This is a genomic window from Paracidovorax valerianellae, assembly GCF_900102625.1.
In the GTDB taxonomy this organism is placed as follows: domain Bacteria; phylum Pseudomonadota; class Gammaproteobacteria; order Burkholderiales; family Burkholderiaceae_C; genus Paracidovorax; species Paracidovorax valerianellae.
The window spans coordinates 1-13,611 of sequence record NZ_FMZC01000030.1; the positions used below are offsets into that span (position 1 = coordinate 1).

At 65.6% G+C, this 13,611-nt stretch carries 13 protein-coding genes; 10 read left to right on the forward strand and 3 right to left on the reverse strand.

What is annotated here, in order from left to right:
* Together BLT03_RS24735 and BLT03_RS23340 are read left to right on the forward strand one after the other, a co-directional pair.
* Positions 1 to 266 (forward strand): hypothetical protein (locus BLT03_RS24735; RefSeq protein WP_217640200.1); only part of this gene is annotated, 266 nt, incomplete at its 5' end.
* Between the two features lie 836 nt (positions 267 to 1,102).
* Entirely contained in the window at positions 1,103 to 2,035 is a 933-nt protein-coding gene (locus tag BLT03_RS23340) for a hypothetical protein (protein WP_092746168.1), read from the forward strand.
* Positions 2,036 to 2,221: 186 nt separating this feature from the next.
* Here the strand turns inward: BLT03_RS23340 and BLT03_RS23345 are convergent, their stop codons facing one another.
* On the reverse strand, positions 2,222 to 3,112 hold the full coding sequence (locus BLT03_RS23345; RefSeq protein WP_092746169.1) for a LysR substrate-binding domain-containing protein: 891 nt from the start codon (positions 3,110 to 3,112) through the stop codon (positions 2,222 to 2,224).
* Between the two features lie 214 nt (positions 3,113 to 3,326).
* Between BLT03_RS23345 and dkgB the strand changes: the two genes are divergently transcribed.
* Positions 3,327 to 4,166 (forward strand): 2,5-didehydrogluconate reductase DkgB, encoded by an 840-nt coding sequence (dkgB, locus tag BLT03_RS23350; RefSeq protein WP_092746170.1) that lies wholly within the window; start codon positions 3,327 to 3,329, stop codon positions 4,164 to 4,166.
* Between the two features lie 27 nt (positions 4,167 to 4,193).
* Here the strand turns inward: dkgB and BLT03_RS23355 are convergent, their stop codons facing one another.
* Together BLT03_RS23355 and BLT03_RS23360 are read right to left on the reverse strand one after the other, a co-directional pair.
* A complete protein-coding gene (locus tag BLT03_RS23355) occupies positions 4,194 to 5,177 on the reverse strand; it encodes a Bug family tripartite tricarboxylate transporter substrate binding protein (protein ID WP_092746171.1) in 984 nt (327 codons plus the stop codon).
* Positions 5,178 to 5,266: 89 nt separating this feature from the next.
* The gene (locus BLT03_RS23360; protein ID WP_092746172.1) at positions 5,267 to 5,848 is read right to left on the reverse strand and encodes a MarR family winged helix-turn-helix transcriptional regulator; all 582 of its coding nucleotides are present in this window, start codon (positions 5,846 to 5,848) and stop codon (positions 5,267 to 5,269) included.
* 59 nt (positions 5,849 to 5,907) lie between these two features.
* On the opposite strand from BLT03_RS23360, the gene BLT03_RS23365 reads away from it, so the two are divergent.
* From BLT03_RS23365 to BLT03_RS23390, 7 genes are all read left to right on the forward strand, one after another.
* Complete coding sequence (locus BLT03_RS23365) at positions 5,908 to 7,200, forward strand: flavin-dependent oxidoreductase (protein WP_092746173.1); 1,293 nt, start codon at positions 5,908 to 5,910, stop codon at positions 7,198 to 7,200.
* Between the two features lie 104 nt (positions 7,201 to 7,304).
* Positions 7,305 to 8,996, forward strand: a complete 1,692-nt coding sequence (locus BLT03_RS23370; RefSeq protein ID WP_092746174.1) for an MBL fold metallo-hydrolase — start codon at positions 7,305 to 7,307, stop codon at positions 8,994 to 8,996.
* Positions 8,989 to 9,798 (forward strand): rRNA pseudouridine synthase, encoded by an 810-nt coding sequence (locus tag BLT03_RS23375; protein ID WP_092746175.1) that lies wholly within the window; start codon positions 8,989 to 8,991, stop codon positions 9,796 to 9,798. Before BLT03_RS23370 ends, BLT03_RS23375 begins: the two co-directional genes overlap by 8 nt.
* Before the next feature lie 155 nt (positions 9,799 to 9,953).
* Positions 9,954 to 11,195, forward strand: coding sequence for a YjgN family protein (locus BLT03_RS23380; protein ID WP_092746176.1), 1,242 nt, complete (start codon positions 9,954 to 9,956; stop codon positions 11,193 to 11,195).
* Positions 11,196 to 11,217: 22 nt separating this feature from the next.
* Positions 11,218 to 12,462, forward strand: coding sequence for a M48 family metallopeptidase (locus BLT03_RS23385; RefSeq protein ID WP_092746177.1), 1,245 nt, complete (start codon positions 11,218 to 11,220; stop codon positions 12,460 to 12,462).
* Positions 12,463 to 12,650: 188 nt separating this feature from the next.
* Positions 12,651 to 13,271 (forward strand): hypothetical protein, encoded by a 621-nt coding sequence (locus BLT03_RS24265; protein ID WP_139160524.1) that lies wholly within the window; start codon positions 12,651 to 12,653, stop codon positions 13,269 to 13,271.
* 113 nt (positions 13,272 to 13,384) lie between these two features.
* Positions 13,385 to 13,611: transposase (locus BLT03_RS23390; protein WP_491907764.1), on the forward strand; the 227-nt coding region annotated here is incomplete at its 3' end.

The following is a 13,611-nucleotide window of genomic DNA, read 5'->3' on the forward strand; positions in this document are numbered from 1 at the left end:
GGTACTGGAACAACCATACCTTGCAAATCCTGCGCCCATCCATCAGCAGAACTACGTGTCAGATCAAGGGCTTGCAGATTGTTCAGGGCGGACTAGGTACGCCGCTGGCGCTCATCAACCTGCAAGGCACCATCGACTGGCTATGGCCTTATTCAACAGGTCAGAACTCCCGGACTACTTACCAATGCTGTACGAACATCAGCGATGCAGGGTGCAGCCGTAAGTGGCGCCTGGAGTTTTGGTGTACTCGCTGGTTCGTCAGTTAATGAAACCATTAAAGGCTTATCCTGTAGCTGCGAAAAATGATGAAAAATATACGCGCATTTCTTATTTTTCTCCATGGTTTTTTGATTGCATACTTTTGGCTGGCAAATTATTATTCAATAAACTTAAAAAATAATTTGCCAATTTTCTTCCAAACTGCAATTGGCATATTGCATTTGTGTATATTAATTTGCACTTTTGCCACCTTCACCCATCTTCTGACAATCAGCCGCAAACAAGCCCATTCTACGATTTCAGCATTTAATTTTTATTGGAAGGTTTTTATATACTACCTTATAATTATCAGCATACCAACAATAACACTAACATTTCAGGAAAGGCTCCCAGGATTTGCGCCTTCATATCTCGCCTTCCTATTTTTTTGTATTTTTATTAATTATTCACAGTACGGCATTCCTTCATACGTTCGCTTTAAAAAAAATACATACAAATAGTCTTGGCCCGCTACCGCTACGCCCCGGACAGCGGCGATCTGCTGGCCATCGAACACCCGGGCGGGCTGCACGAACGCTTCACGCACGATGCCTGGGGTCGCGTCATCTGCTATCAATACGGGAGCAATGAAGGCAATCACCTCCCCGGCGCTAGCACTGAAAAACCTCCGCCCTTCTCGCCCCCGGAACTACCGCTACGACGCCGCCTGTTGGGTACTGCGTAACGCAAATACATCGATTCGCGTCATTCAGCCGTCCAGCGAGCCCCGCTCACATATTCATGAAACTTCTGGCCATTGCTGTCTTCGGTCTTCCACTTCTTGTCGTCGCGTATATCTTCATCAACGCATTCCTGGTCGCAAACGCTTTGGAGAAATAAAACCATGACAATGAGAAAATTGCTTACTTCCTTCACCAATCAACTTCACACATTATCGGTCGCGCGCATTTGGACTACCGTCTTCATGCATGCGTTTGCAATAGCAATTCTTTTTTATTTCCTCTTTATCCCCCTAGATATCATTTGGATCACATTGCTACTTTTGGGTTACGCGTTTTTCGTTTCTGCGTTGACCTTATCGCTGCTTGTGAAATTGCCTTTCTTGCGTCAGCTTTGGGAAGACGCCTTTTTCAAGATCGGTCTTCTGGCGATACCCATCCCAATGCTCTATCTGTCGAAGGGGTATGCCGCCTTATGGATCGGAGAAATACTGGAGATCAGCGCGGCCAACGTCCCAATGGCCCATTTTGCCGCGACAAGCTTTTTTCTCCTGTTTGCCATGGCGTTGGCCCTTTCATTCACCGCATTGATTTTTGAGTTTTCCTTTGTTTTATCGATGCTGCCGAAAAAAGGGGTACACCTGCGTGAGAAAGAAATCAGCACATTCCGTCTGCTTTTCTCGCTTCGGCTCTATCGCCGACGTTCAGAACGGATTCGCGTTCGGATGGCCCAACGCAAAGTGGGCATTTTTCTACTATCGTTTGCCAGTTTCTTTGGCTGCTGGTCAGGATTTAATGCTGCGGCCGCCATTGCACCCGGCCATCTGAGCCGCATCGTAGTCTCCGCAATCATTTTCGAATTCGACGCAGCGCCTGCCAACCGATGCGCGCTCACGCCAGAAGAACGGTTGAAGGTGCAGCGCGACGAGCCCCTCGTCAAGGCACTTTTTCTTGCAGGAACCCAGGACAAAGCCATCCTGACGGAGCGGCAAAAGAACCTCTTTATGCCCATTCAGTTCAAGGGCTTCCGCACTCGGGCAGAGACGGAACGGGGGCTATCCCTGCAACGCACGGTGGTCTGCCATGTTCCGGCGTGAGGCATCGGCTCCCCCTCATTTGCGCACGCTTGTGTGCGCCCCGACCATGTGATCTTGACATCCGTGCCGCGGCCTGTGCGCGAGGAGGGTGCCCCATTCCCAGCGCTGACCAACCGCTGGATGGCCCGTGTCGGGCGAGTGGCCGAGGGGCTCAGGCAAAGCGGCCTGAGTCACCCGGCACAGCCTTCAAAACGCCTGCAACCGCCCCTGCAGAAAATCCAGAAAACACGCGATGCGCGCGGCCAGTTGCGTGTTGCGGTAGTACACCGCGCTGATCGGCTGGCGCACGTCGGCCGTGTCTTTTGGCAGGATCTGAACCAGATCGCCGCGCTCGCGGTCGCCAGCGGTCAGGAAATCTGACAGGCACACGATGCCCGCGCCGCGCAGGGCGAGCTGGCGCAGCGTCTCGCCGCTGGAGGCCACGATGGCTGGGGTGACGGGCCACTCGTCGCCGTGCGCGCCGCGCAGCGGCCAGCGGTTGAGCGACTCGACCTGCGAAAACCCCAGCAGCGTGTGGCGGCCGAGGGCCGCCACCGTTTTCGGGCGCCCGTGTTCGGCCAGATACGCCGGGCTGGCCAGCACGCGCAGCCGGCTGGTAGCGAGCGGCCGCGCATGCAGTGTGGAATCGCGCAGCGGGCCGATGCGGATCGCCACGTCGGTGTGGCGTGCCAGCAGGTCGATGTTCAGCTCGTCGGTGTCCAGCTCCAGCGTGATCTGTGGATAGGCGCGGCGGAACTCGGGCACCAGGGGTACCACGGCGTGCAGCATGAACGGCGTGGCGGCATTCACGCGCAGGCGCCCCGCAGGCTGCAGGCGGCGCGCCGCCATGTGCTCTTCGGCGTCGTCGAGCGCGGCCAGGATGGCGCGGGTGCGGGCGAGAAAGGCGCTGCCTTCTTCGGTGAGCTCGATGCGGCGCGTGGTACGGCGCAGCATCGTGGTTTCCAGCTTTTTCTCCAGCCGCGCCAGCGCCCGGCTGATGCCCGAGACGGTCTGGCCCAGATGCTCGGCTGCGGCAGTGATGGAGCCGCCGTCCACCACGGCAGCGAAGGCCTGCAATTCCTCGAGGGTGGTTTTCATGCGCGGTTTTCAGGCGGTTTCATTGTTGACTGTGGCGCAAATATCTATGGAGCATGGAGGTGTTTTTCTGCAAAGGATAAACCCGCAGACTCGGGGTTCTCTCAACAAAGTGCCTTTGCCATCGCTCTCGTGGATGGCGCTGCGCAGGCCTTCGCTGATCGCACAGCACCGGTCTTACATCCCATCCCCGCCCTCATTACTTCAGGAGATTTCCATGACGACGATCACCAGCCCCTCAGCCACCGCCGCCCCTTCCGTTCCCGCTTTCGGCCTGGGCACGTTTCGCCTGAAAGACCAGGTCGTCATCGACTCGGTCAAGACGGCGCTGGAACTGGGCTACCGCCACATCGATACCGCCCAGATCTACGGCAACGAAGCCGAGGTCGGCCAGGCCATCGCCGAGAGCGGCGTGCCGCGCGATGAGCTGTTCATCACCACCAAGATCTGGACCGACCACCTCGCGGCCGACCGGCTCGTCCCCAGCCTGAAAGAAAGCCTGGCCAAGCTGCGCACCGACCGGGTGGACCTCACGCTGATCCACTGGCCATCGCCCGGCGGCGCGGTGCCGGTGGCGCAATCGCTGGGGGCGCTGGTCGATGCGCAGGCGCAAGGGCTGACGCGGGCTTTCGGGGTGTCCAACTTCAACATCGCGCTGCTGCGCGAAGCCATCGCCGCCGTGGGTGCAAACCGCATCGCGACAAACCAGATCGAGCTGCACCCGTACTTGCAGAACCGCGCGGTGGTGGACTTCGCGCGCAGCCAGGGCATCCACACCACGTCGTACATGACGCTGGCCTACGGCAAGGTGCTGGAGGACCCCGTGATCCAGGCGATCGCCGCCGAATGCGACGCCACGCCGGCGCAGGTGGCGCTGGCCTGGGCCCTGCAGCAGGGCCATGCGGTGATTCCGTCCTCCACGAAACGGGTGAACCTGCAGGGCAACCTGAAAGCGGTGCAACTGCGCCTGACGGACGCGCAGATGCAGCGCATCGCCGCCCTGGAGCGCGGCGGCCGGCTGGTCGATCCGCAAGGCCTGGCGCCGGTCTGGGACTGACCGGGCCAGCCACCGATCAGGCGGCCGCTATTCCTCGGACGTGAAGCCCGAAGCCGCCACCACCGGCGCCCAGCGCTCCCGCTCTTGCGCGAGCTGGCGCGCAAACTCCTCCGGCGTGCTGCCGACGGGCTCGAAGCCCAGCTTGGCCAGCGATTCGATGATGGACGGGTCGCGGATCGCCTGCTGCGCCAGCGCGCCCAGGCGTTCGACCTGTGCGGCCGGCGTCTTGGCGGGCAGGTACAGCCCATAGCTCTCGACACCGTGGATACCGGCGAAGCCCTGTTCCTCGAACGTGGCGACCTCGGGCAGGAAGCGCGAGCGCCGCGTGTCCGTCACGCCCAGCACGCGCACCCGGCCGCTGGGCAGGTGCGGCAGGCAGTCGCCCACGCTGAAGCAGCCGGAGGCGACCTGCCCACCCATCAGGTCCTGCAGGCCAGGCGCTGCCCCGCGGTACGGCACGTGCGTGAGCTGGATGCCGGCCGCACGGGCGAACTGGTTGCCCAGAAAGTGCGGCATGGCGCCAGCGGCGGGCGAGGCGTAGCCCTCGGGCTCGGCGCGTGCCTTGGTCCAATCCGCGAACTGGCGCAGGGTCTTCACCGATTCGGGCACCTTGGGACCGACCATGAAGCCGCAGGTGGACAGCGCCACCGGCGTTACCGGGATGAAATCCGTGGCCGGCCGGTATTGCAGGCGCTTGTAGACGTGCGGGTAGATGGTGAGCATGGACGATGGGCTGAGCACCAGCGTGAGCCCGTCGGGCGGCGCGTCCTTGAGCGTGGCCAGCGCGATGCGCCCGCCCGCGCCAACCTTCTGCTCGACCACCGTGGTGGTGCCGGTGCGGCCGCGCCACTGCTCGGCCAGGCGGCGCGCCACCACGTCGATCGAGCCGCCCGCGGGAAAGCCCACCAGGATGCGCGGCACCCCCTGCTGCGCGCCTGCCGGCCCGCCCAGGCCTGTGGCGGCCAGGCCTGCCAGCGCCATGCCGGCCTGGCGTCGATTCATTGTCGTCATGCGTTGTCTCCTTGTCGGTTTTTTGGGTGATGGGGAAAGACCGCGGAGCATGCCAGACCCGCCGGGGGAGGCACGCCGCGCTGATTCATTCATGCCGGCGGGGGAACGGTGGGGGCCACCTCGGCCAGGCGGTCCAGCAGCGGGTGCAGCCGGTCGCCGCCCTCGCCCACCGCGTGCAGCAGAGCGGCGTCGTGCGCCTGCACCGCTTCGCTCAGGCGCCGCAGGGCCGCGCGGCCGGCGGGCGTGGGTTGCAGCGTCCAGCTGCGGCCATCGAGCGGGTCGTCCGCGCGGCGCACCCAGCCCTGGGCGTGCAGCCAGTCCACCAGCCGCATGCCGCCGCTGCGGTGCAGCCCCATCGCCTCGGCCAGCACGCCCTGGCGCAGGCCGGGGTTGCCCACCACCAGCACCAGTGCGGCGAAGCGCTGCGGGCTCATGTCGGGCTGGAAGGAAACCGCTCGCTGAAAGTGCAGGTACAGCGCGTTCTGCGCGCGCCGCAGCGCATAGCCCATGAGCTGATCCAGCACGCCGTAGTCGAGGCCGGGCAGATGGCGCAGCTCGCCTTCGGGCGCATCGGGCGCCACAGCGGAGTGAAGGGGGCGAGGCGGGCGAGTGGGGCGGGGTGCCTTGGCAGTGGAAGGCAGGGTTTTCGCGCGTGCCGATTTTTGTTGCATGGCGCAACAATAGGCGGCGCCATCGCTTGGCGTCAAGCAGGACAACCCGGAGACACACCATGCCCTCTGCATCGCTTCACATCGTCATCGCCGGCGGCGGCATCGGCGGCCTGACGGCGGCGCTGGCCCTGGCCGCGCAAGGCCACCGCATCACCGTGTGCGAGGCCTCCGCCCATCTGAAACCGCTGGGCGTGGGCATCAACCTGCTGCCGCACGCGGTGGCGGTGCTCGACGGCCTGGGGCTGCTGCCCGCGCTGCGCACCATGGGGGTGGAGACCGGTGCGCTGGTCTTCGCCAACCGCCACGGCCAGCCGATCTACGAAGACCGGCGCGGCGTGGCCGCCGGCTACAGCCATCCGCAGCTGAGCGTGCACCGCGGGCAACTGCAGATGTTCCTGTGGGACGAGGCGGTGCGGCGGCTTGGCGCGGCGCAGTTGCGCACTGGCGCCCGGGTCACCGGCAGCACGCAGGACGACGATGGCGCCACCGCCCTCATCACCCATGCCGACGGCAGCACCGAGGCGCTGCGATGCGATCTGCTGATCGGCGCCGACGGCATCCACTCGGCGCTGCGGCGCCAGTTCTACCCCGATGAAGGGGCACCCTGCTGGAACGGAATGATGATGTGGCGCGGCACCACGGTCGCGCGGCCGTTCCTGGACGGGCGCACCATGGTGCAGGCGGGCCACCGCCGCGCGAAGTTCGTGGTCTATCCCATCGCGCCGCCTGCGCCGGACGGCACGCAGCTCATCAACTGGATCGCCGACCGCCGCCTGCGCGAAGACGGCTTCGGCGGCGGGCTGAAGGCCCCCGACCGCGCCGACTGGAGCCGGCCGGGCTCGGTGGACGACCTGCTGCCCACGTTCGGCACGTGGCGCTTCGACTGGCTGGACGTGCCCGGCGTGATCCGCGCGGCCACGCAGATCCTCGAATGGCCCATGGTGGACCGCGACCCCCTGCCCCGCTGGCGCCATGGCCGCGTCACCCTGCTGGGCGATGCCGCGCACCCGATGTACCCCATCGGTTCCAACGGCGCCACCCAGGCGATCCTGGACGCGCGCGCGCTGGCCGATGCGCTGCAGGCGCAACCCGATCCCGTGGCCGCGCTGGAACACTACGAAGCCGCCCGCCGGCCCACGACGGCGCGCATCGTCGCGCTGAACCGCCAGGAGGGGCTGGACGCGATCCTGGACATGGTGGAAGAGCGCGCGCCCGACGGCTTCGCGCGCATCGACGACGTGATGGACCCGGCCGTGCTCGCCCGCTGGGTGCACGACTACAAGGCCGCCGCCGGCCACCGGCAGGTCGCCACCGCTGCGGCAGTTGCAGCCAAATCGGCCTCCAGCGCATGATTACCTAGGGGGTATAGCTATTAAATTTATAGCAAACGACAGGAATATCCCGAAGCGGTGCGGCAGCCGCCGACGCGGCGGCGCCCACTGCCGATAATCGGCCGATGCCCCGCACGACCCAACAACTCCATCCCCACCGCGAACCGGTGGCCACGCGCGCCGCGGCCACGGTGCTGCTGCTGCGCGATGCGCCGGTGGCTGGCGGCGGCACCCGCCTCGAAGTGCTGATGACCCGGCGCTCGCCGAACGCCAGCTTCGCGCCGGATGCGTACGTGTTCCCCGGTGGCGGCATCGACGCGCTGGATGCCGCGCCCGCCACGCATGCCGCGGCCGACCGGCGTGCCACGCAGAGCGACCTGCGCGTGACCCAGGCAATCGCCGCCATCCGCGAGAGCTTCGAGGAACTGGGCGTGCTGCTCGCGCGCCACGCGGACGGCCGCTTCGCCGATGCGGCGGACATCGCCGCGCTGGACCGCCACGCGCCGTTTGCCGCGCAGTGCCAGGCGGGCGGGCTGCGGCTGGCGGCCGATGCCGTGTTCCTGCTCGCCCACTGGACGGCCGACCGCGATCTGCCTCGCCGCTTCGACGTGCCATTTCTGGTGGCGCGCATGCCCGAAGGGCAGGAGCCCGTGGCCGACGAGGCCGAGCAGTTCGAACCCGTGTGGGTGCGCCCGGCCGATGCGCTGGAGCGGCACGCCGCGGGCCGCTTCTTCATGATCTACCCCACCATCCGCACGCTGGAGCGGCTGGCGCGTTTCGAGAGCGCCGATGCGGTCCTCGCCGCCGTGGCGCACGAGGCGCCGCTGTGGACCAGTTGCCCGCGCGCCGGCCTGCTGGCAGGCAGGGAATCGCGCCACATGGAGCACGAGCCGCCGTTCGGCGAACTGGCGCTGGTGTGCCCGGACGGCCAGATCGTGCACCCGCTCGACTGGCAGAGCGAACAGGCCGTGCCCCTGCTGCGCAACGTGCAGCGGCTCACCGCCCCCAACCCCGGCGTGATGACCGGCCCCGGCACCAACAGCTACCTGGTGGGCGACCCCGCCACGGGCTTCATCGCGATCGACCCCGGCCCCCAAGATGCGGACCACCTGGAGCGCCTGTGGCGCGCGGCCGGCGGCGACATCCGCATGATCGTGTGCACGCATTCGCACCCTGATCACTCGCCCGGCGCGCAGCCGCTGCAGGCCCTGGTGGCCGCCCATGGCCGCGCGGCCCCGCCCATCCTGGGACTGCCCTCCGCCCCCACGGCGCGCGCGGCCAGCCACTTCGTGCCCGAGCGCGCGCTGGCGCACGGCGAGCGGCTGGTGCTGGCCGGTCCGTCGCCCGAGGGCGAGGCCACGCACACGCTGGAGGTGGTGCACACCCCCGGCCACGCGGCCAATCACCTGTGCCTGCTGCTGGTCGAAGACGGCCTGCTTTTCAGCGGCGACCACATCCTGAACGGCAGCACCACGGTGATCGACCCACCGGACGGCAACATGGCCGACTACCTCGATTCGCTCGACCGGCTCGACGCCCTGTGCGAACAGCACGGCGTCGATTTCATCCTGCCCGCGCACGGCTACGTGCTGGGCGACGCGCGCGGGGCCATCGCAGGCCTGAAGGCCCACCGCCTGGCGCGCGAGGCCAAGGTGCTCGCCGCCATGCAGGCCCAGCCTCGAGGCAGCGTGGAAGACTGGGTGCGCCACGCCTACGGCGACGTGCCCGAGCGCCTGTGGCCGGTGGCCCAGCGGTCGCTGCTGGCCCATGTCGAGCGCATCCGCGCATTGAATCTTTTTCTGGAGCCCCATGTCTGATCCCACCCGCGAACACATTCGCCTCGCCAAGCGCGTCGCCGAACAACTGGGCTGCTCGCGCAGCACGGCCGAGCAATACATCGAGGGCGGCTGGGTCAGCGTGGACGGCCGCGTGGTCGAAGCGCCGGGCGCCCGCGTGTCGCCGCACCAGACCGTGGCGATGGACAAGGACGCCAACCTGATGGAGCTCACGCCCGTCACGCTGCTGCTGCACAAACCCGTAGGCTTTGAGGCCGGCCTGGGCGCACCGCAGGGCCCGGGCGGGGCGCAATCAGGCCATGGAAACCACGGCAGCCACGGCAGCCGCAGCCAGGGCGAGCCCTCGGCGCTCACCCTGCTGCGCGCGGACTCGCACACGGCGGACGACGCCAGCGGCACGCGCGTGCTGCAGCGGCACTTTCGCGCACTCGAATGCTTCACGCCGCTGCCCACACCGGCCAGCGGCCTGGTCGTGTACACGCAAGACGCGCGCATTGCCCGCAAGCTCGCCGAAGACATCGAATCGCTGGAGCAGGAGTGCATCGTCGAGGTGCAGGGCACGCTGTCGGACAGCGGCCTCAAAAAGCTCTGCCACGGCCTGAGCTTCAACGGCCGCCCGCTGCCGCCCATCAAGGTGAGCTGGCAGAACGAGACGCGCCTGCGCTTTGCGCTCAAGGGCATCCGACCGGGGCAGATTCCGGCCATGTGCGAGGCCGTGGGCCTGTCGGTGGTGGCGATCAAGCGCATCCGCATCGGCCGCGTGCCGCTGGCCAAGGTGCCCGAGGGCCAGTGGCGCTACCTGCAGCCCTGGGAGAAGTTCTGACGTCCGGCGCTTGAAAGCCGCCGCTGCGCAGCGGGGCAATTCGCTACCAAAACAATAGCTGCCAGCGCAAGTTGGTATTGCGCTACAGGCCGATGCGTCGCTCACCTTTCGCAAAAAGGCTGAGCTACACTCCGCCGCACTGAGGAGCGCAGCCCATGGACTTGACCACCCCGCCCGGCGACAGCCAGGTGTCTTCTTCCTTCACATCGCACGGCATCGAACCGCACGGCCTGGTCTTCACCGGCAGCGGCGGCGAATATTTCCGCGTATGGATCGTGAACGTGCTGCTCGGCATTCTCACGCTCGGCCTGTACACGCCCTGGGCACGGCGGCGCACCGCACAGTATTTCTACAGCCACACCCTCGTGGCGGGCAGCCCCCTCGAATTCACCGCCCAGCAGCGCCGCATGGTCTTCGGCTTCGTCGTGCTGCTCGGCCTCACCGCCGCCTACCAGATCGCCGTGCGCACGGGCCAGGACGCTACCGTGGGCCTGTTCCTGATCGGCGGCGCCGCACTCGCTCCGCTGATCTGGGGCAGCGCCATGCGCTTTCGGCTGGCCAACACGCGCTGGAAAGGGCTGCGCCTGCAGTTCACCGCCAACTGGCGCGAGGTGTACAAGGCCAGCTGGCCGGTGTTCGCCATCGCGCTTGTCTGGCTGGCGGTGTTCTTCGGCCTGCAGGCCCTGGCGCCGGAAGCGCAGTTGCAGGTCAGCGGCCGCAAGCTGCCGGAAGTGACGGCGCCCATGTGGGGTCTGCTGGCCCTGGGCCTGGTGCTCACGCTGCTGTGCTTCATCCGCCTTGAATACAACTACCGCAGCCTGCTCGTGCTGCGCTCGAGGATCGGCAACGAGCCAGGCCGCTGGAAGCCGGAGTACATGGACTTCGTCAAGGTCTGGCTCGCCACCGTGGCGGTGTTTCTGCTGTCGTCGGCCGTGATCGGCGCCGTCATCGGCGCGGTGCTCAAGGGCTCGTGGACGCTGCTGGCCGCGTCCACGCAGCGCATGGGGCTGTGGCTCTTCGTGTTCATCGTGCTCGGGTTCATCCTGCTCTTCGTGGTGTTCCTGCTCGCTTCGGCGCCGGCGCGCGCCTTCCGCGAGGCGCGCATGTTCCAGCTCATGTGGAACAACATCGGCGTGAGCCACATGGCCCGCTTCAAGTGCGATCTGCGCGCGGGCCGCTACGTGGGGCTGCGCCTCAAGAACATGTTGCTCACCGTGATCACGCTCGGGTTCTACCGCCCGTTCGCCCGCGTGAGCGAGTACCGCATGAAGCTCGAATCGGTCACCCTGCACATCAAGGGCGGCGTGGACCAGGTGGCGGGCCGCCTGGAGCGCCAGCAGCAAGGCGGCGTGGGCGATGCGCTGGCCGATGCGGCCGGGCTCGACCTGATCGGCTGACGGCTTGCCGCGCAGCGCCCGCATGGCCGATCTTTCAGCGCCCCCGGCCACGGGCCCTGCCGCCGAAGCTACGGCCCTGGTGCCGGCGCGCTGGTATGACGGCCTGAGCAGCAAGGGCCAGCCCGCGCTGGTCAGCCTCACGGCCGGCGCACGCGGGCCCACGCTCACCCTGCACCCGCTCGCCCCCGCTGGCGCGCCGCCGCGGGTGTTCGGCTTTCGCGACGTCGATTGGCCCGAAGCCTGGAGCGCCGGCCGCCCGCCCGCGCGCGTCGTGGTGGACCTGCGCGACCACGGCAGCCTGGAGATCGAGGCGGTCGATGCCTGGCAGGCCGCCATGCGATCCGCCGGCCACCGCCCCGGCATCGCGCAGCGCATGCAGACCCGCTGGACGGTGCTGGTCACCATGGTGCTGGCTTCGGTGCTCGCGCTCGTGCTGTTCTACCGCTACGGCACGCCCTGGGCCGCCACGCAACTCACGCGCCACGTGCCGATCGGCTGGGAGACCGCGCTGTCGGACAACGCGATGCGGCGGATGGACGACGGCACGCTCAAGCCCAGCCAGTTGCCCGCGGCCCGCCAGGCACAACTGCGCGAGCGCTTCGATGCGCTGGCCGTGCAGTCGCGCGGCCTGCCCGCACGCTACGGCGGCTACACGCCACGCCTGCAACTCGAGTTTCGCCAGGGCATGGGCGCCAACGCGTTCGCGCTGCCGGGGGGCCGCGTCGTCATGACCGACGGGCTGGCCCAGGCGGCCACCAGGAACGGGCTGAGCGACGACGCGTTGGTCGGCGTGCTCGCCCATGAAATCGGCCATGTCGTGCACCGCCACACCACGCGCACGGTCGTCGAACAAGGCGTGCTCAACATCGGCCTGGGACTGGCGCTGGGGGATGTGTCGGGCCTGCTGTCCACCGGCGGCGCGCTGCTCACCGGCCTGGCCTACAGCCGCGACCACGAACGCGAGGCCGACTGCTACGCCATCGCCCTCATGGGACAGGCCCGCCTGCCCACGGCACCCATGGCCGATCTGCTGCTGGCCATCGCGCACGATGAGGACGAAAAACACGCCGGCAAGGGCGGCAAGGCCCAAACGCCAGCCGACGGCAAGGACAAGACGGGCGGAACCGCAACCGAGCCGGCTCCGCGCCGCTCACCCGGTGTGGAACCTGGTGGCGAAGGCCTGCTGTCGCTGCTGAGCAGCCACCCTGGTACCGTGCAGCGGGCGACTGAATTGCGTGAAGGCCGCGCACCGCACTGCGCGCGCTGAGGCGGTTCAAGTCGTAAATAACTACACATTACGGGTAAACCGAGATTCGGTTTTCTGACCGCTTGAGCGTTTACCCCAAGCGGTAAGTTAGCTCACGTTTGCTACAACCTAGGTCGCTATCTAGCCCGATATGGGGCTAGCAGCATAGCGCAAAGACGCTTTATTACTACATCTCGAGGGAGAAATACATGCTTGTATCGAAATTGGCAGCAGTCGCCAGCTTGGCATTTGCAGTTACTGGTTGTAGCTCCATGCGGAACTACACCATGCCAGAAGAGGACAATTTACTCAGCGGGGCTGGTTCACTAGTTGTCAAAAAAGCCACTGCGACTAATACCAGTAGCGCGGAGCAATACGAACGCATTGACATCGATGAACTTCTAAAAACTTACGGGCTGATGGAGCCCGAAAAAGTAGCAGAAGCGGTTTTCGATAATCAAGAAGCCTATAAGTACCGACGAAACGATATGCAGGACCATCTCATCGCCGTGTCCAATCAGCGGTGCGCCTACTATTTGCGCGTACTGACCGCATCAAAGTCACAGACGCAAGTGGGGTGGGGCGGGCTGGCAGCACTACTGTCTGGAGCAGCGGCAGTGACAACACCAGCTGCTGCGGCCAAAGTCCTTGCAGCGGGTAGCACCGTCTCGAATGCAATGCTTAGCCAGTACAACGAAGCGTATTTCAACAACCTCACCGTACAGGTCATTTCCACTGGCATTGTGAAACAACGAGAAGCAGCCTTATTGAATATGACAAGCAGTCGCAAAGCGTCCATGACCGAATACCCTGTAAATAGTCCGCCCTGAACAATCTGCAAGCCCTTGATCTGACACGTAGTTCTGCTGATGGATGGGCGCAGGATTTGCAAGGTATGGTTGTTCCAGTACCTGTTTTCTTGCAAATTTCTCCGAGGAGTTCCATGGGTCCGAAGCCTTCGCTGCCTCAGTCCGGTGAGTTGTTTCGCCCACGGCTGGACGAGCAGCTCAACATGAAGCACCCGCTGGTCCGTTTGGCTGCGCTGATCGACTGGGCCGAGATCGAGCGCACGTTCGTGGTCTCGTTCACTTCCTGGCGGGGCCGGCCCGCATTGCCACCTCGTCTGATCGCCGGGTTGCTGTACCTGCAGCACACCTTCGATGCCTCCGA

Bases quoted from the DNA above. Each gene is read 5' to 3' on its own strand.
- BLT03_RS23365 (WP_092746173.1), top strand. From the start codon at position 5,908: ATGCCCTCTGCATCGCTTCACATCGTCATCGCCGGCGGCGGCATCGGC.
- BLT03_RS23345 (WP_092746169.1), bottom strand. From the start codon at position 3,112: ATGAAAACCACCCTCGAGGAATTGCAGGCCTTCGCTGCCGTGGTGGAC.
- BLT03_RS23355 (WP_092746171.1), bottom strand. From the start codon at position 5,177: ATGACGACAATGAATCGACGCCAGGCCGGCATGGCGCTGGCAGGCCTG.
- BLT03_RS23385 (WP_092746177.1), top strand. From the start codon at position 11,218: ATGGCCGATCTTTCAGCGCCCCCGGCCACGGGCCCTGCCGCCGAAGCT.
- BLT03_RS24265 (WP_139160524.1), top strand. From the start codon at position 12,651: ATGCTTGTATCGAAATTGGCAGCAGTCGCCAGCTTGGCATTTGCAGTT.
- BLT03_RS23375 (WP_092746175.1), top strand. From the start codon at position 8,989: ATGTCTGATCCCACCCGCGAACACATTCGCCTCGCCAAGCGCGTCGCC.
- BLT03_RS23370 (WP_092746174.1), top strand. From the start codon at position 7,305: ATGCCCCGCACGACCCAACAACTCCATCCCCACCGCGAACCGGTGGCC.
- BLT03_RS23360 (WP_092746172.1), bottom strand. From the start codon at position 5,848: ATGCAACAAAAATCGGCACGCGCGAAAACCCTGCCTTCCACTGCCAAG.
- dkgB (WP_092746170.1), top strand. From the start codon at position 3,327: ATGACGACGATCACCAGCCCCTCAGCCACCGCCGCCCCTTCCGTTCCC.
- BLT03_RS23380 (WP_092746176.1), top strand. From the start codon at position 9,954: ATGGACTTGACCACCCCGCCCGGCGACAGCCAGGTGTCTTCTTCCTTC.
- BLT03_RS23340 (WP_092746168.1), top strand. From the start codon at position 1,103: ATGACAATGAGAAAATTGCTTACTTCCTTCACCAATCAACTTCACACA.